At 38.1% G+C, this 17,798-nt stretch carries 18 protein-coding genes; 13 read left to right on the top strand and 5 right to left on the bottom strand.

From position 1 onward, the window contains the following. Window positions 1-102: 102 nt before the first annotated feature. From ACIQ0D_RS03375 to uvrB, 3 genes are all read right to left on the bottom strand, one after another. Complete coding sequence (locus tag ACIQ0D_RS03375) at window positions 103-354, bottom strand: DUF4834 domain-containing protein (RefSeq protein WP_395803095.1); 252 nt, start codon at window positions 352-354, stop codon at window positions 103-105. A 79-nt stretch (window positions 355-433) separates the two neighbouring features. Beyond that, on the bottom strand, window positions 434-634 hold the full coding sequence (locus ACIQ0D_RS03370) for a YwbE family protein (protein ID WP_395803093.1): 201 nt from the start codon (window positions 632-634) through the stop codon (window positions 434-436). A gap of 48 nt (window positions 635-682) precedes the next feature. Then, on the bottom strand, window positions 683-2,713 hold the full coding sequence (uvrB, locus tag ACIQ0D_RS03365) for an excinuclease ABC subunit UvrB (RefSeq protein ID WP_395803091.1): 2,031 nt from the start codon (window positions 2,711-2,713) through the stop codon (window positions 683-685). Window positions 2,714-3,367: 654 nt separating this feature from the next. Between uvrB and upp the strand changes: the two genes are divergently transcribed. From upp to rfbA, 12 genes are all read left to right on the top strand, one after another. Continuing rightward, window positions 3,368-4,012, top strand: a complete 645-nt coding sequence (upp, locus tag ACIQ0D_RS03360; protein WP_395803089.1) for a uracil phosphoribosyltransferase — start codon at window positions 3,368-3,370, stop codon at window positions 4,010-4,012. A 66-nt stretch (window positions 4,013-4,078) separates the two neighbouring features. Then, window positions 4,079-4,771, top strand: a complete 693-nt coding sequence (locus ACIQ0D_RS03355) for a YjjG family noncanonical pyrimidine nucleotidase (protein ID WP_395803087.1) — start codon at window positions 4,079-4,081, stop codon at window positions 4,769-4,771. After that, window positions 4,768-5,289: a DinB family protein gene (locus tag ACIQ0D_RS03350; protein ID WP_395803085.1), complete on the top strand. Its 522-nt coding sequence runs from the start codon at window positions 4,768-4,770 to the stop codon at window positions 5,287-5,289. The genes ACIQ0D_RS03355 and ACIQ0D_RS03350 overlap by 4 nt, the downstream gene beginning before the upstream one ends. 160 nt (window positions 5,290-5,449) lie before the next feature. Then, window positions 5,450-6,430, top strand: coding sequence for a DUF6427 family protein (locus ACIQ0D_RS03345; RefSeq protein WP_395803083.1), 981 nt, complete (start codon window positions 5,450-5,452; stop codon window positions 6,428-6,430). Window positions 6,431-6,652: 222 nt separating this feature from the next. Continuing rightward, complete coding sequence (locus ACIQ0D_RS03340) at window positions 6,653-7,390, top strand: type III pantothenate kinase (protein WP_395803081.1); 738 nt, start codon at window positions 6,653-6,655, stop codon at window positions 7,388-7,390. Beyond that, window positions 7,383-8,678 carry a hypothetical protein gene (locus ACIQ0D_RS03335; RefSeq protein ID WP_395803080.1) on the top strand — a complete coding sequence of 432 codons (1,296 nt, stop codon included), beginning with the start codon at window positions 7,383-7,385 and terminating at the stop codon, window positions 8,676-8,678. Before ACIQ0D_RS03340 ends, ACIQ0D_RS03335 begins: the two co-directional genes overlap by 8 nt. A 3-nt stretch (window positions 8,679-8,681) precedes the next feature. After that, on the top strand, window positions 8,682-9,245 hold the full coding sequence (lptC, locus tag ACIQ0D_RS03330) for an LPS export ABC transporter periplasmic protein LptC (protein ID WP_395803078.1): 564 nt from the start codon (window positions 8,682-8,684) through the stop codon (window positions 9,243-9,245). Between the two features lie 297 nt (window positions 9,246-9,542). Further along, window positions 9,543-11,645, top strand: a complete 2,103-nt coding sequence (locus ACIQ0D_RS03325; protein WP_395803076.1) for a SurA N-terminal domain-containing protein — start codon at window positions 9,543-9,545, stop codon at window positions 11,643-11,645. 109 nt (window positions 11,646-11,754) lie between these two features. Next, a complete protein-coding gene (locus ACIQ0D_RS03320; RefSeq protein WP_395803074.1) occupies window positions 11,755-12,282 on the top strand; it encodes a DUF2480 family protein in 528 nt (175 codons plus the stop codon). A gap of 475 nt (window positions 12,283-12,757) precedes the next feature. Beyond that, on the top strand, window positions 12,758-13,537 hold the full coding sequence (locus ACIQ0D_RS03315) for a DUF3108 domain-containing protein (protein ID WP_395803072.1): 780 nt from the start codon (window positions 12,758-12,760) through the stop codon (window positions 13,535-13,537). A 3-nt stretch (window positions 13,538-13,540) separates the two neighbouring features. Continuing rightward, a complete protein-coding gene (locus ACIQ0D_RS03310) occupies window positions 13,541-14,116 on the top strand; it encodes a DUF3109 family protein (RefSeq protein WP_395803070.1) in 576 nt (191 codons plus the stop codon). 110 nt (window positions 14,117-14,226) lie between these two features. Beyond that, on the top strand, window positions 14,227-15,087 hold the full coding sequence (rfbA, locus tag ACIQ0D_RS03305; protein WP_395803068.1) for a glucose-1-phosphate thymidylyltransferase RfbA: 861 nt from the start codon (window positions 14,227-14,229) through the stop codon (window positions 15,085-15,087). Between the two features lie 211 nt (window positions 15,088-15,298). On the opposite strand, the gene ACIQ0D_RS03300 is transcribed toward rfbA, so the two are convergent. After that, window positions 15,299-15,784 carry an REP-associated tyrosine transposase gene (locus ACIQ0D_RS03300; RefSeq protein ID WP_395803066.1) on the bottom strand — a complete coding sequence of 162 codons (486 nt, stop codon included), beginning with the start codon at window positions 15,782-15,784 and terminating at the stop codon, window positions 15,299-15,301. After that, window positions 15,730-15,852, bottom strand: a complete 123-nt coding sequence (locus tag ACIQ0D_RS03295) for a hypothetical protein (protein WP_395803115.1) — start codon at window positions 15,850-15,852, stop codon at window positions 15,730-15,732. Before ACIQ0D_RS03295 ends, ACIQ0D_RS03300 begins: the two co-directional genes overlap by 55 nt. A 472-nt stretch (window positions 15,853-16,324) precedes the next feature. Here ACIQ0D_RS03295 and ACIQ0D_RS03290 point away from each other — a divergent pair, with 472 nt between their 5' ends. Then, the gene (locus tag ACIQ0D_RS03290) at window positions 16,325-17,596 is read left to right on the top strand and encodes a nucleotide sugar dehydrogenase (protein WP_395803064.1); all 1,272 of its coding nucleotides are present in this window, start codon (window positions 16,325-16,327) and stop codon (window positions 17,594-17,596) included. Window positions 17,597-17,798 lie beyond the last annotated feature (202 nt).

Genomic DNA, 17,798 nt, shown 5'->3' with positions numbered 1-17,798 from the left:
TTGTGAAAATAAATCTATGGAAATTATTGATTTCTGCGAAATTAAGCTTAAAAACAAGCTTTTTATCGTCAATATTTTTTAGAAATAAGAAATTTTTAGAGATCAGGGGGTTTTAATTTCTTCGTAGTCTACAAAATCGCCAGCATCTTCTACCTTCGACTTAGCTTTTGGAGGCATATAATCTACCCTGATGCGACCATCGGGACTAGGATTTTGTTCTTGATACCTTTGACTGGCTTGATTTTGTGCTTTTTTGATGATATTCTGAAATAATATGGGTAAAAGCAAGCGCACAATCATTTTGATTAGCCATAAAATACAGATGGTAATAAATAGAAATTTTAATAATCCCATGTTAAAAAATTATATAATGCAAAGATAAGAGATAAATTTTTGATTAGCCTTTCAGCGCATTAAATGTTACAATTATTGGTCAAATTTCTTCTTCGATAGAAATTACGCGACCTACCTGACCATCCTCTAGCCTAACTTTTATCCCACGAGAATGAAAGGTTGCGCTTGTCAGGATACTTTGAACAATTCCCCTTGTTTTCTTGCCGCTACGTTGATCTTTTTTTAGGATGATATCAACCTCTAATCCCGGAAAAATATCTTTTCTATTCTGACCGTTCATTTATTTAAATTATTGATTATCAATATATTGAATATAATTTCACAATTATCATGGAAAACGTTCCCCCATAATTCGTTCTAGTGCATACATTTCATCTCTCAATTTAGCTGCCATGAGGAAGTCCATTTCCTTTGCTGCTAAGCTCATTTCCTTTTTAGTTTTATCAATTGATTTTTGAAGTTCTGGCTTGGTCATGTATTGAACAATTGGGTCTGCGGCTAAATTATCCGTCATTTCCTTTTCAACATAAGCTTTTTGAACACCACCTTTAAAATCCATTACCGAGGTCTGTTCAATGATTGATTCGCGCGATTTACCTACCGTACGAGGCGTAATACCATGCTCCACATTGTAGGCCATTTGTTTCTCGCGTCTGCGGTTGGTTTCATCTATGGTAACCCGCATGCTATCTGTAATTTTATCGGCATACATAATCACACGGCCACGATCATTCCTAGCAGCCCTACCAATGGTTTGAATTAAAGCGCGCTCAGAGCGAAGGAAGCCTTCCTTATCGGCATCTAGGATGGCAACTAGTGATACTTCCGGCAAATCTAATCCCTCACGGAGAAGGTTTATTCCAATTAAAACATCAAAAACACCCAATCGTAGGTCTCTGAGAATTTCTACACGTTCCAATGTTTTTACTTCGGAATGAATGTATCTCACCTTTATTCCAAGGCGATCCATATATTTTGTGAGCTCTTCCGACATGCGTTTAGTGAGGGTTGTCACCAAAATGCGATCCCCCATTTTAACTGTTTTGTCGATTTCATCAAGCAGGTCATCTACCTGATTACCAACGGGTCTAATCTCAATAATGGGGTCTAAAAGTCCGGTGGGACGAATAACCTGTTCCACAAAAACACCCTCTGTACGTTCCATTTCGTAATCGCCTGGCGTAGCACTCACATAAATTGTTTGTGGGGCAAGTGATTCAAACTCATTGAAATTCAACGGTCTATTGTCTAATGCGGCAGGTAATCGGAATCCGTAATCAACTAAAGAAAGCTTTCTAGATCGGTCGCCACCATACATAGCCCGTATTTGCGGAACGGTAACATGGCTTTCATCAATTACCATGAGATAATCCTTTGGGAAATAATCCAGAAGGCAGAAAGGGCGCATTCCTGGAGTTCTTCCATCAAAAAAGCGCGAATAATTCTCGATTCCGCTACAATATCCCAGCTCTCGAATCATCTCTAAATCATAATTTACCCTTTCTTCTAGTCGCTTGGCCTCTAAAAAGCGTTTTTCATTAATAAATTGCTGCTTTCTGCTTTCCAGTTCTTCCTGAATAGACCAGATAGATTCTGTAAAACGTTCTTTTGGCGTTACAAATAAATTGGCTGGAAAGACGGCTACGTGTGTCATTTTTTCGATGGTTTTCCCAGAGGCGGGATCGATGGTACTTAGCTCTTCGATATCATCCCCAAAGAAAGAAACGCGATAGGCAAAATCCATGTAAGCCGGATAAATATCTACGGTATCGCCCTTTACTCGGAATGTTCCACGGCGAAAATCGGTGGTAGTTCGCGAGTATAAAATTTCTACTAAACGGTGTAAAAAGGCATTTCTACTCACTTTTGTACCCACTGCGAAGCGAAAAACCGAATTGGCGAAATCTTCAGGATTTCCCATACCATAAATGCAAGATATGGATGAAACTACGATGATATCTCTTCGTCCCGACATGAGTGCAGAGGTAGTACGGAGGCGAAGTTTTTCGATTTCTTCATTGATTTGAAGATCCTTTTCAATGTATGTATTTGAGGAAGCGATATAAGCTTCTGGTTGGTAATAATCGTAATAGGAAACGAAATAATTTACTGCATTGTCAGGAAAAAACTGCTTAAATTCCCCATAGAGTTGCGCAGCAAGCGTTTTATTGTGGCTAAGTACAAGAATTGGTTTTTGAGTTTCTTGCACCACATTGGCAATAGTAAAGGTTTTTCCTGAGCCAGTTACACCCAATAAAGTTTGATAATGGTCGCCATTATTTATTCCCCCAACCAGCTGTCTGATTGCTTCCGGCTGATCGCCTGTAGGTTTATATTCGGATGTGAGTTTAAATTCCATTGGATATTACAAAGATAAGAAAGATGTAGCGAGTATTATGGACAGGTTTAGTAAGATTGTCCTCTAGTCGGTGTTGTCACTGTACCAGCTTTTATTATTCGGTGTGTTCCCTGTGGTCGGTGTTGTCACCGTACCACCTATATTTACATTAAGATAGTGAGTTTGCTCCTGTGGTCGGTGTTGTCACCGTACCACCTTCTCTACGTTACGATAGTGATTTTTAGAATGATGGAAACGTGATAATAACTTAATTAGTGAGAAATTATACCGCTATCGACTGGTACGGTGACAACACCGACCAGAGGAAATTTTGTGTCTCTGCACCTTTGCGAGATCATGTCTGGTAAAATCCCCTTGAATCTGCGAGAGATAAAATTATCTCCCATCAAATCAGAATATAAATCTGCTACACGCACAAAAAAATGCTCCCGCAGATTAACGCGGATGAGCGCAGAAACAATTTGCGGAATTCTGCGATATCTGCGGGAGATATTAGCTGATAGGTTGATAACACCGACCACAGGGTGGAGATAGTATACAGTATAAGTTGGTGCTACGGTGACAACACCAAAGGATGATTACTATGCTAGCATAATAATTATTTTTTATAGGCCTCAAATTAGCTTCAAGAATAAATATTTCGTAAATTTAAGCATGGCATTTATACTCAGCGACAGCCCATCCATTGCGAATCATTTTATTGCAGAATTACGTGATTCGGAGATTCAACAAGACAGTATGCGTTTCCGAAGAAATATGGAGCGCTTGGGCGAAATATTTGCTTTTGAGATCAGCAAAGGCATGAATTTTGTCGAAACAGAGTTTGAGACTAGTCTCGGGACTGCCCCCATTGATATTTTAAAAGAGCAACCGGTATTAGCTACAATACTTAGAGCTGGTTTACCATTGCACCAAGGTATGCTCAATTATTTTGATAAGGCCGACTCTGCATTTATCGCGGCCTATCGTAAAACCACTAAGGGCAATGAGTTTATCATTGAGATCGAATATATTTCTACACCCTCCTTAAATGATAAAATCGTGATTATGGCCGATCCGATGATAGCCACTGGCGAAAGCATGGTTTTATGTTGCAAAGAATTATTGCAAAAATATAAGATTAAGGAGCTTCATATTGTGGGTATTATTGCAAGTAGAGTGGGCCTGGAGCATATAAAAGCACATCTTCCTCAAGCAAAATTATGGATTGGCGCCTTAGATGAGGAGTTAACCACCAAATCTTATATCGTACCAGGCTTGGGCGATGCTGGCGATTTAGCCTATGGCGTGAAAGAATAATTTAAATTCAATTTATTTTAATGCTTAGCCTAATATTAGCGTATTTTTGAAGATATATTTATTTTGATGCGCTACAAGCACCTTTTTTTCGACCTCGATCATACCATTTGGGATTTTGATAAAAATGCAGAAGAAACCCTGCATGAACTTTATCACACCTATAAACTTCATGACTTAGGGCTACACTCTGCCAATCAATTTATTGAGACCTATACCCAAAATAATCATCAGCTTTGGGCAGATTATCACCTTGGTAAAATTACGAAACAAGTACTTCGTGAGACACGATTTTCTAAAACATTTATCGATTTAGGAATCTCCCCAGAACATATTCCGCGTCAATTTGAGGATGATTACGTAAATATTTGTCCCACAAAAACCAATCTCTTTCCCAAGACTCACGAAACCTTATCTTATCTTAAAAATAAGTATAGCATGCATGTGATTTCCAATGGATTTAAAGAATCTACGGAGATGAAAATACATAATAATGGATTAGGAATTTACTTCGATAATGTAATTATTTCGGAAGTTGTTGGGATAAACAAGCCAGATAAAGCTATTTTCGAACATGCATTGAGTCTTGCTGATGCCCATGTCTCTGAAAGTATGATGATAGGAGATAGCATTGAAGCAGACATTAGAGGGGCTCAAAATTTTGGGATGAAAGCAATTTATTTTAATCCCGAAGGCAAAGAAGCGCCAGAAGATGTGGGACATCAAATTAAATGTCTGAGCGACTTAACCGAATTTTTATGAGTCTTGAACGAAGCTACCAATCTTTGCTGAACGCAGTAGTTGTATATGAAAATCTTCTTGAAGAGATCTCTGAAGAGGTTTTTCAAAAAAATCCGGAAGATGAAAGTTGGTCGTACTCCGAAACATATTCGCATATTTTTTCTTCTGGCTTATTATCACTTACCGCCATTCAAACCTGTATTGAAGGCAAGGGAATTATAAGTAGAAAGCCGATTTTTTGGGCTGCGCGACTTATCTTATTTTTTGGGACCTTCCCACCGGGAAAAATCAAAGCACCCAAAAGAATTGCAGCCTTGGCAAAAAAAATCACTAAAAAAGAGGCTGAAGATTTGCTAGTTAAATTTAAAACCAAATTGGCCGAAACTCAGGAGCAGATACAGTCAGCAGATCCCAATCAAAAAGTTGAACATCCACGTCTAAAGCTCCTAAATGCCCTGCAATGGCTCCGATTTATTGAAGTCCATACCCTTCATCACATCAAACAACTAAAACGTATAAAAAAGGCTATTGCTCATTAATTATCATTGGTTTTCTATAATTTGTCATCTCCTTCAAAATGACAATAATCTTAAGCGCCTTGTAAAAGCCCCTTTAACGCCTTTATATCAATATTGCATCTAAATTTTATTGCTAACTTTGATTATTAAATCTAATTTTTCTAGAAAATCAACAAAATAGATGATTCAGCAGTTCAGAAGCATTAATCCCTTAAATATCATTTTATTGATTTTCATTGCTTTTCTATTGAGAATAGGTGTTTTTATCAATTTGCCTCAGGAGACTGCTTTTGAATTTAATGATTTATTTTCTAGGTTATTATTAAACATCCCTCAGAATAGTAGAATTAGTCCCACAAGTAACCTCCTTATCGCCCTTCTGATTTTAATTGCTCAAGCATTTTTATTTAATCGAATAATTAATGCTTATAGTCTTATGGGCAAGCAGACCTTCTTGCCAGCCTTACTTTATGTAACCGCAGGGAGTTTACTTAGTCCATTTTTAGTTTTAAGTCCTACTTTAATTTGCAACTTCCTGATTATCATTATGATAGAGCGTTTTTTAAGTATTTATAAAAAACAACAGGTGAGTTCTGTAATGTATGATTTAGGAATGATTGTTGCCCTTGGCACCATACTTTATTTTCCTTTTATATCTATGTTACCCTTGATTTGGATTAGCTTGGTTATATTCAGACCATTTAATTGGAGAGAATGGGTGTCAGTAATTGTTGGTTTCATGACTATTTTCTTTTTCTTAGCGGTATATTATTTTTGGAATGATTCTTTAGTTCAATTTTACCAAATTTGGCTTCCTTTGGGAAGTAAGTTCCCTGCCAATTTCAATATCAATTTTTACGATTCTTTCGTTTTAATTCCCGTAGCAATTATTTTAATTCTTGGTTTTTTCCATGTTCAGAAGAATTTTTTCAGGAGTGTAGTGCATTTACGTAAATCCTTTCAGTTGCTTTTTTTCATGTTCATTCTTGCTTTGGCATCTTTCTACTTGAAATCGACATTAGTTTTATATCACTTTTTATTATGCGTACCATCCGTAGCAGCTTTAATGGCTTATTATTTTCTTCATGCTAATCGCAGATGGGTTTATGAGAGTTTATATTTCCTGCTTATTGGATCCATTGTTTACTTTCAATTTTTCTAAAACATCGCTTTAACCTTTTTTAACACAATGGGATGGCGTCACTTTCAAAAATTGAATAGATTTGTATTATGAAATTGAAATGCAATTTTAATTCGGAAGAAATAGCTATTAGTTGGTCGCAAAATGCCCAATTTAGGTCTATTAAGTCGATTTTTTTCATTCAATTTCAAAATAAGGTTCCTTTGTCGTTGCTGATTTTTACCATTAATTTCTAACTATTCAATGGCACAACTGGTAATTGATATAGGCAATTCGCGAACGAAAGTCGCTGTTTTTCAAGGTAAAAAATTGGTAAAGCTTGATAAAGTAGACAAGCTCAACTTAGACATCTTAGCACAATACCTTGAAAGTCCTGAAATAACACATAGCATTATTTCTTCCGTAAATGAGGATATCAGCAATTTGGAAGATTTGCTCAAAGAAAAAACAGATTATGTCCGATTTTCGGCTTCTTTGCCAAACGGAATAATCAACAAATATAAAAGTCCGACAACCCTAGGCCTAGATCGCCTAGCGGCAATTTTAGGGGCTAAATCTCTTTGTCCTGAGCGGAATTGTATGGTGATTGATGCGGGGACTTGCATTACTTATGATGCAATTGATAAAAATAGCGTTTATGAAGGAGGTAGCATTTCTCCTGGTTTAAATATGAGGCTCAAGGCGATGCATCAATTTACAGGAAGGCTACCTGATATAGCTTTGAGTGAGTACTCAGACTGGCAAGGTTATGATACCCCAAGCGCAATGCTGTCGGGGGTCGTAAACGGAACTCTAGCCGAGATTAAGGGCTTTATTGAGCTTTATAACTCAAAATATTCTGAATTGGAGGTATTTCTCTGCGGTGGCGATGCGATTTTTTTTGATTACAGGCTTAAAAATAGCATCTTTGCACACACTTTAAAAACCGAGCCCGATTTGGTACTAATTGGTTTAAACGAAGTTATCCAACAAAATGATTAAAAAAGTTAATAGTATATTCTTCTGCCTACTGCTTGCAATGGTTTTACCAGCAATGGCACAAATTACGTCTAGTTCTCCTTATTCACAATTCGGACTTGGGGATTTGAAAGGCTCATTTTTGCCTCAAAATAGAGGAATGGCAGGATTAAGCCAGGGGCTACGTAAGCCAACTCTTTATGATAATATTAATTTAGCCAATCCAGCTTCATATTCTACTCTACAACTAACAACTTTTGATGTAGGCGCTTCCATGGATATTCGTGAATTGAGTAAAACAGGTATTACTGGAAAGAAGCAGTTCAATTCTACTTTGAGTCACATTACCTTTGGTGTGCCGGTAAATCGTTTTTCGGCAGTTAGTTTTGGTTTATTGCCTTATACCGATTTGGGATATAAATTCAGTAATTCAGGATTGGTAGATACAAACAAAGTCAATTATATTTATGCTGGAGAGGGTGGAGTATCAAAAGCTTATTTAGGCTATGGGTTTAAATTGGGTAAGAACTTTAGCTTTGGCTTTAATATGGCTTACCTTTTTGGGAATTTAACGCAAAGCAGAGCCTTTGAATTCGCCGATGAACTTACATCAGTTTTTAACTCACGTACACAGTATAGCAATGCAGTGGGTGGTTTGAGTTATGACTACGGACTTCAGTATTCTACGGATTTGAATAGTGAGTCTAAATTTATATTCGGTTATACCGGAAATGCAGGGGGCAGTATTAATTCTAAGAATAATATTGTTACAACCCGTTATAAAAAGGATGTTTTAGGTAATGAACTGGCTACCACCGATAGTACTTTTTTTGCTGAGGGTGCGAAGAATAAAATTAAAATGCCAATTTCACATAGCGCAGGTTTTGCATTCGAAAAAACTAATTCTTGGTTGATTGGTGCCGATATTAATTATAGCAGATGGTCCGATTTTAGAGAGGGAAGTACTAATCCGGGATTAAATGATAGTTATGGGATTATAGTTGGCGGACAAATTACTCCAGATGCGAATTCTGTTTCAGGATATTTTAAATTAATTGATTACAGACTTGGGTTTAAATACGATAAGACCTTTGTTCAGGTAAGCAATAACGATATTAACCAATATGCTGTGACATTCGGATTCGGTTTCCCATTGCCACGTAACAGATCCAGCTTTTATAAGATTAACCTTTCAACAGAAGTGGGTAATCGTGGAACATTGGCTAATAACTTGGTACGCGACCGTTACGTAAACATTCATCTTGGTTTCACACTGAATGATAAGTGGTTCCAGAAATCATATATTGAATAATTTATGAAAATCCGGCGCTGCATATCCGGTGCTGTTTTTTCCCTTGGGATAGTTCTGCAATTTGCTTGTGAAAACAATTTGCGCGATGTAGAGAAGATTTCTGCCAAGAAAATGCTTGTCCCAGTTGATAAATCCATTGGCGTAGAAATAATTTATAGCGACTCTGCGCGTGTAAAAGCTAAGCTCATTACCCCCGAATTATTGAATTTTAAGACCGAAAAGCCATACATCGAAATGAGAAAGGGCGTAACGGTGATTTTTTATGATCAAAATCAGCAGGAGACTAGCAGAGTAAAATCAGATTATGCCATTCGCCGTGAACGGGAAAATAGGGTAGAGCTAAAGCGTAATGTGGTGGTTACCAATATTAAAGGCGAAACGTTTAAGTCGGATGAGTTAATTTGGGATGAAACTTTAAAACGATTCTTCTCAGATAAACTCGTGATAATTAGCTCCAAAGATAATGTTCTATACGGTACCAGTTTCTGGGCCAATGAAGATTTTTCATATTATGAAATTGTGCAATCAACTGGCGATTTGAGGTTAAGGGAGCAGCAGGGGTTTTAGTTTTGGGGCGGCAATGACCTAGTGTGTTTTTTGTCATTGCGAGGCACGAAGCAATCTCTTGATGTAATTTTGATGGATTGCTTCGCTGCACTCGCAATGACATTGGGGTACTCGCAATGAACAAGTGCATTTTCGAAATGAACGGTACTGCTAGCTTATAACCTCTTATTCCCCTAATCCCTTCACTATCAAAATCATTAATTTATTGATTATCTAATTTTCTCTTGTTTATTTTTCAAATTTTGTATCTTGCGCCCTCTTTTAAGAATTAGTATAAAAAATACGGATATGGGAATAATGAGTTTTTTGCGAAACCGTGCAGGGATAATCATCGTTGGGGCTATTGGTTTCGCAATTGTTGCTTTCTTAGTAAGCGACGCATTGCAGGTTGGTAGTTCATTTATAACTGCAGGTCAGACAGAAGTTGGTGAAGTTGATGGTGAAGCCATTGATATTGTACAGTTTAACGAATTAGTTGAACAAAGCTCTAATAACTTTAAGCAACAAATGGGTCAGACAAATCTAGACCCTCAAATGACTGCTTACATTATTGAAAATGCCTGGAATCAGTCGGTTTCAAAGCTTCTTTTAAAGAAAGAAATGGTACGTTTAGGTCTGCAGGTAAGTAAAAATGAGATGAATGACATGGTAACAGGGAAAAATCCTGATCCACAAATCGTTCAAAATTTTGGTGATCCACAAACCGGACAAGTAAACAGAGTTCAGCTGAATGCCTTCCTTGAAAACGTGAAGACCCAGCCAGGCGATAGTCCTGTAAGCTTACAATGGTCGGCTTTTCTTTTAAATCTTCGCGACAATAAAATTGCTCAGAAGTATGGTAATTTGATTAAAAATAGCATCTATGTTACCGCTCTTGAAGCAAAAGAAGATTATGGTCAGCGTAATAAATTGGCTAACTTCAATTATGTGAACCTTGATTATGCTTCAATTCCTGATAATCAGGTTAAACCTACAGATCAAGATTATACAGAATACTATAACGAGAATAAGTTCCGTTTCAATAATCCAATTGAAACCAGAAATTTTGAGTATATTGTTTTTGACGCTAACCCTTCAAAAACAGATTCTGCTGAAGTTATTGCTACAGTGCAGAAAGTTGCTGCTGATTTCAGAGCAAGCAAAAATGATTCTTTATTTATTAGCATTAATGCTGAAACAAAATTACCAATCAGCTATGTGCGCAAGGGTCAGCTAGATCCAGCAATAGATTCTTTGGTTTCTAGAGCATCTGCGGGTAGCTTCGTCGGACCAGTATTCTCAAATGGAGTGTACAAAATGGCGAAGGTATTAGATGTTAAAGTAGGACCTGATTCAGTGAAAGCAAGTCACATTTTAATAAATCCTGCTTCTGAAGGTGGAATTGATAAGGCGAAAGCCAAAGCTGATTCAATTAGAAGCCTGATTGCAGGTGGTGCAAGCTTCGCAGAATTAGCTGCTAAATTTGGTACAGATGCTTCTAAAGACACTGGTGGTGATTTAGGAACATTCGGAAGAGGTGCTATGGTTCCTGCATTTGAAGAGGCAGTATTTAATGGTAATACTGGCGATTTAAAAGTAATCAGCACTCAGTTTGGAGTTCACGTTATCAAAATTAATGCTCAAATAGGGTCTTCTAGAGTTGCTAAAGTGGCATTGCTTGATAAATCGCTTTCTACAAGTAGTAAAACTCAACAAGACGCTTATAAAAAGGCTACCGCATTCCTTGCCGCAGCTAAAGATGATAAATCGTTTGATGAGGAAGCTAAAAAATTAGGATATTCTAAGGTGCTTGCTGATAATATTGTTGCTACTCAAGCATCAGTTCAAGGATTGAATAGTGCACGTGAGATTGTACGTTGGTCTTTTGATGCAGATAAAGGCGATGTTTCCAACCAAGTATTTGAAATGGAAAATAAATTTGCTGTCGCTAAGTTGATAGATGTCTTGAAAAAAGGCACTTTACCATTAGAACAAGTGAAGAAGCGTATCGAGCCATTAGTGGTAAGACGTGTAAAGGCTCGCATGCTGACTGAAAAAATGAATAAGGCATTAACTGGTTCAAGCTCAATTGAGCAAGTAGCACAAAAAATTGGAAAGCCTGTTACTCCAGTTCAAAATATTGTGTTTGCTAATCCTGTAATTCCGGGACTTTCACAAGAAAATAAAGTAGTAGGTACAATTTTTGGTTCACAGCCAGGCAAATTATCAAAATCTGTTGAAGGTGAATACGGAGTGTATGCTTTTGTTGTAAATGGATTTACTAATCCTGCACCGCTTACAAATGTGTTTAAACAAAAGGTTCAGGTAGCACAAGGCATTCAGCAGCGTGCTGCAGGTGAAGCCTTTAAAGTTTTACGTGACAAATCTGAAATTAAAGACAATCGTGTTAAATTCTTTTAATACCTTAATTCATTAAATTGCATCCGGAATCGATAATATCGTTTCCGGATTTTTTGTTTAAATAGCTTATCATAAATTAGCTTGCAAATCGTTAAATAATCTTTAAGCAATGGACATTCAAGAAAATATAGTCAATAAAGTAGCACAAAGCGGATTGATAAGTCTCGACCTATCCGAACTTTATCCTACAGGCGAACGTTTTTTTTACGATATCAAGGATAATCTTTTCCACGGACTCATGCTCAAGGAGAAAGATTTTAGAGAGTTTGTGAAGGAACATAATTGGGAAAGCTATGCGGGTAAGCATGTAGCTATAGGCTGTTCTGCAGATGCTATTGTGCCTACTTGGGCCTACATGCTTTTGGCAAGTAAAATGGCACCTTATGCAAAAACGGTGGTGTTTGGCGACCTAAAAACACTTGAAACAGTCCTTTTTGATCGTGAATTGAGTAAAATGGATTTGGAGAAATATCGTGATCAACGCGTTGTGGTTAAAGGATGCGGCGAGATTCCTGTCCCTGATTCAGCGTATATTGATATCACAAGTAAATTGAATACTGTAGCTAAGAGCATTATGTATGGTGAACCGTGTTCTACGGTGCCGATTTTTAAGCGTTCTGGGGCAAGCTCGGAATGATATGGGTCAAGCCCTGAATGACGGGACTGTGTTTTTTGTCATTGCGAGGCACGAAGCAATCTCCTCTGGAAATCTAAAATGTGTTTTTTTTCGATTGATTTTATTTATTGCAAAGGATTGAAATCAATTGCTACAAAATGGGTCGTCCCGATGGGACTGGTAAATAGTTCTTTACTGGTAAATAAAAGAGCCATAGGCTCGACCCATCTTTAAAGGCAGGAATTTATTCCTGTTCTTCATATAAGATGGGTCGTCTAGACTGTCCATAGAGTTAAGTGAAACGTCTCTAAGGATTGTACAATAATGGGAGTCTCCAGACTCCCCTAAATTCAGGAATTAAATAAGGTGCAATCTATCTGGCAGGAAAATAATTATTTCTTCTCCTCTTCCTGCTCTCTTTTGAGAAGGACAAGCATCCCCCCCCCCAATCATGGCAAAATTATTGCTTACATATTCCTAAATTTGCAATATTAACATGCTAAAAACACAAATTATATTCTGCTTCCTTGTTTTCACTTGCTACTCCATCTTCGCGCAAGCGGTAAAAAGCAATGGAGAGCCAGTATTTAAAGTGGGGGAGCGCCTAGACTACCGATTGCGCTATGGTTTTATTACAGCCGCCGAAGCCTCCATTCGTGTGGAAGAAAGTACTACTCTTTTTGATAATAATCCCGTTTTTCACCTAGTTGCCGAAGGACGCACTGCTGGATCTTTCAATATTTTCTATAAAGTGAGAAACCGCTACGACTCTTATGTTGACAAGAAAACCATGGCGCCATACCTCTACACCGAAAATATTCGCGAAGCCAATTATCGTCGTAATGATAAGGCTCGCTTTTATCAGGATGAGAAAAAAGTGGTTTCTAATAATGGGACTTTTAAGGCTACCGGACAAACATTTGATGTGGTTTCGGCCTATTATTTTGCGCGCAATTTGAATATCACTACACTCAAAGAAGGCGATTCCTTTAGCCTCGATTATTTTTTAGGTGATGGCATCAGTAAAATGGATATCCAATATGTGGGTAAGGAAGTGGTGAAAACTTCGCTCGGTTATATCCGATGTATTAAATTTAGTCCATCAATACAACCCGGCAGAATCTTTAGAAAGAATAGTAAATTATATCTTTGGATCACGGATGATGCAAACCGCATTCCCGTGAAAGCTCATGTAGAAATTTTGGTTGGCTCGGTAACCTTAGAACTTATTAATGCCGAGGGACTAAAATATTCGATGGGGACAGCTAAAAGATAAATTATGATTGAAGTTAAAAATACCCTGGTTCACGAAGATATTGTGCGTGAAAATTTTGTCTGTAATCTTAATAAATGTAAAGGTATTTGCTGCATTGAAGGCGATTCTGGTGCACCACTCGAGCGCTCCGAATTGGCTATTCTCGATGAGATTTATCCCATAATAAAGCCCTACATGACCGAAAAGGGGATAGCCGTAATCGAAGAGTTTGGCACCTATGTAAAAGATTTTGAAGGTGATTATACCACGCCATGTGTGGATACCAATAAGGAATGTGCCTACGTGATTATGGAGAATGGCATCACCAAATGTTCCATCGAAAAGGCCTATGAAGATGGCAAAATAGCATGGAAAAAACCTATTTCTTGCCATTTATACCCCATCCGAATTACCAATTATCCCGAATTTGAGGTGCTGCATTACGACAGATGGAATATCTGTAGTCCCGCTTGTAGTTTTGGAAATGAGCTAAAAGTGCCTGTATATCAATTTCTTAAGGAGCCTTTAATTCGTAAATATGGTGCCGATTGGTATCAAGAATTGGTGGATAAGGCTAAGTTAGAATCGAATTCTCTTTGATATCTCCTTAATTTTTAGTATATTATTTTCTTTATTCTCAGAATAAGTCAATTACCTTTGAAGGATATTCATAAATTGATCCACGGATTTTAGATTAGGATAAACAAGCAATGAAAGGAATTATACTCGCAGGGGGCTCGGGCACGAGACTCCACCCATTAACGCTCGCAGTAAGTAAGCAATTGATGCCGGTTTATGATAAGCCGATGATTTATTACCCGCTCTCCACCTTGTTGCAAGCCGGTATTAAGGATATTTTAATCATTTCTACTCCTCATGATCTTCCACATTTCGAGAAGCTCTTGGGTGATGGCAAACGCATTGGCTGTAATTTTTCTTATGCTGAGCAGGCTATTCCTAATGGATTGGCACAGGCTTTCGTAATTGGCGAGCAATTTATCGGGAATGATGATGTGGCACTCATTTTGGGTGATAATATCTTCCATGGCGATTCTATCAGTAGTTTATTGCCAACCATTCAACATCCAGAGGGTGGGGTAGTATTTGCTTATCAGGTTTCCGATCCAGAGCGCTATGGTGTGGTGGAGTTTGATGCGGATTTTAATGCGCTTTCTATTGAGGAGAAACCTCTGAAGCCAAAATCTAATTATGCCGTTCCGGGTTTATATTTTTATAATAATTCGGTAGTAGAGATTGCCAAAAATATTAAGCCTTCACCACGTGGCGAATATGAAATTACGGATGTTAACCGAGAATATTTGAAGCAAAATAAATTAAAAGTTGGTGTTTTGAGTCGCGGGACTGCCTGGCTCGACACAGGTACCTTCAATTCCCTGATGCAAGCAGGACAGTTTGTTCAAGTGATTGAAGAAAGACAGGGCCTTAAAATTGGCTGTATCGAAGAAATTGCCTACCAGATGAAGTTTATTGATAAAGAACAGCTTCGCAAAATCGCCGAACCGCTGGTTAAAAGTGGGTATGGGGAGTATTTGTTGGGCTTGGTGAGGTAGGTGAAGTTTGAAAGAGGAGTCATACTGTGTTTTTTTCTTGTCATTCCGGAATGATTTGGAATATCATTGCGCGCGTATCCCCTTGTCATTGCGAGCGTAGCGAAGCAATCGCAACTGTCCGTAGAGTTAAGCGCAGCGTCTCTACGGATTATTCAATATCGGGAGTCTTCAGACTCCCCTATATCCATTAATATCAAATTCCCTCATTGATTCATACAAAATCAATTTTTATTAAACCTTTCCCCATGCCATAATAATCAATACCAGAGGAATATAAATAATCCTGTTCAAATTGTACAATTCCTGCTCTAACCGGGTTTTCATGTAAATATTTCATTCTTGAAGACAATATTTCTTTTGTAGAACATTCTACAGGATGATTGTCTTGCTGCCAAAACTGATAATTTGTATTTCTACCATTAAACTCCCCTGCCTTATTAAATATCCATAACATCCATCTTTTTCTACTTTCTTTTGGATTGTTCTTAATTGCTTCGATAATGGCATATGAAGTGAACTTTTTCAAATCCCTAATCACGTCCGAAAGTTGTTTTATTCCATTTGTAGATAAAATTAGATGTACATGATTACTCATTATACACCAAGCGTGAACTTTTAAGCCCTTTTGCTCTTGACAAAATTTTAGACTTTCAAGGAATATATCTGAATATACTTTTCTTGAAAAATATCTACCCACTCCACGACAGAAAAGGTAAGAAAATGAACTGCAAATTGATCATGAATTAAAAAACCTCTATCCGACATTTTATTAATTTTTAATATTTTTTTGGAAATTAAATTAGCTGGAAGTTAAGCGGAGAGCTTATTATTTTGGAGAATAGTTATTAAACGGTAGATAATGGTAAATAAGCGGTTGTTTTTGTTGTTATCGAGTCTGAAGACTCTCATTATTTGTTAATCCGTAGAGACGCTGCGCTGAACTCTACGGACAGTAGTGACGCTGCGCTTAACACTACGGACAGTAGCGAAGCAATCTCTTTCTTGCTAGCAAGAGTTTGCTTCGTCGTGCCTCCTCGCAATGACATGGCGCTTAAAAACTGATGTCTAACATTGCGAGTGAAGCTCTTTTCATTCCGAGCGTATCCCCCTTGTCATTGCGAGCGTAGCGAAGCAATCTCTTTCCTGCTAGCAAGAGTTTGCTTCGTCGTGCCTCCTCGCAATGACATACTGGTTAAATTCAATTTATCCCCCTATCTTTACCCCCAACAAAAAACAAATGCTCCCTCAACTATCGTCAGAATTGAAAATTGGTATCGTCGGACTCGGCTACGTGGGTTTGCCGCTAGCGCTTGCCTTTGCGGAAAAGTACCAATTAATTGGTTTTGACCTAAATAAGGCTCGAATTGATGCCCTTCGCGAGGGGGAGGATAATACCAAGCAAGTAACAAAGCAAGAATTATCCGATTCAAAACTCAAAATTACTAATCTCGCATCCGATCTTGCTGATTGCCAAATTTATATCATCACCGTCCCGACTCCGGTAGATGAACACAAACAACCCGAACTTTCCGCGCTCCTCAATGCCTCTAAAACTATAGGTGGGATATTAAAAAAGGGAGATGTAGTTATTTATGAATCTACCGTTTATCCGGGATGTACTGAGGAAGATTGTGTACCAATGCTCGAGAAAGAGAGCGGATTAAGCTATAATCGCGACTTCTTTTGCGGCTACTCGCCAGAGCGGATAAGTCCCGGAGACCCCATACGCACCCTGAAAAACATTATTAAAGTTACTTCAGGCTCCAATCCAGAAACAGCGCTTTTAGTGAATCAATTATACTCTTCCATCATTACAGCTGGGACTTTCCATGCCTCTTCTATCCGTGTAGCGGAAGCTTCCAAAGCCATAGAAAATGCGCAACGCGATGTAAATATCTCGTTCGTGAATGAATTAGCCCTCATTTTCGATAAAATGGATATTGACACGACAGAAGTGCTCGAAGCGGCATCAACCAAATGGAATTTCTTGAATTTTAAACCTGGATTAGTAGGTGGGCATTGCATCGGTGTAGATCCCTATTACTTATCATACAAAGCCGAAAAATTGGGTTATGTACCACGCGTTATTTTATCCGGAAGGGAAGTGAATGATCAAATGGCTTCCTTTGTGGTGAATAAATGCTTGAAGCTTTTAGTGCAGAAAAATGTGCCTTCTATTGGTGCTAGAGCCCTTATTATGGGTATTACTTTCAAAGAAAATTGTCCCGATATTCGGAATTCGAAGGTGATTGATATGATCGATGAATTAAAGCAATTCGGGCTTTCTGTGGATGTGCATGACCCCCTTGCTTCAAAGGAAGAAGTCCGACAGCACCATCAAATTGAGCTTATTGAGGATATTTATCAGCAAAACTACCAAATCATTATCCTCGCAGTAGCGCACCAGGAATTCTTATCCTTTGATTTTGGGAAATTGAAAAATTCGGATACTATACTTTTTGATACGCGTTCGGTATTGAAGAAGGGTTGGGTGGATGGGAGGTTATAAATCTGTTACTATTCGGCTATTAGGATATTGGGCTATAATTTGATGGGCTTCACCACATCGATCAAGTATAGCGCCACTTCAGGGCTAGGATTGCTTAGGCACATAAAATGCCTTAATATCGTCATCCTAGCCCTGACAGGGCGTTATATCCTAGCAAGGTGGTACCGCCCCTTGCGATTTACCCCAAAAATCCGGAAACGCC

It is taken from the genome of Daejeonella sp. (assembly GCF_044342615.1).
Taxonomy (GTDB): Bacteria; Bacteroidota; Bacteroidia; order Sphingobacteriales; family Sphingobacteriaceae; genus Daejeonella.
Note: the sequence above shows the minus strand (reverse complement) of the source record. Positions and strands in the feature narration are given on the sequence as shown.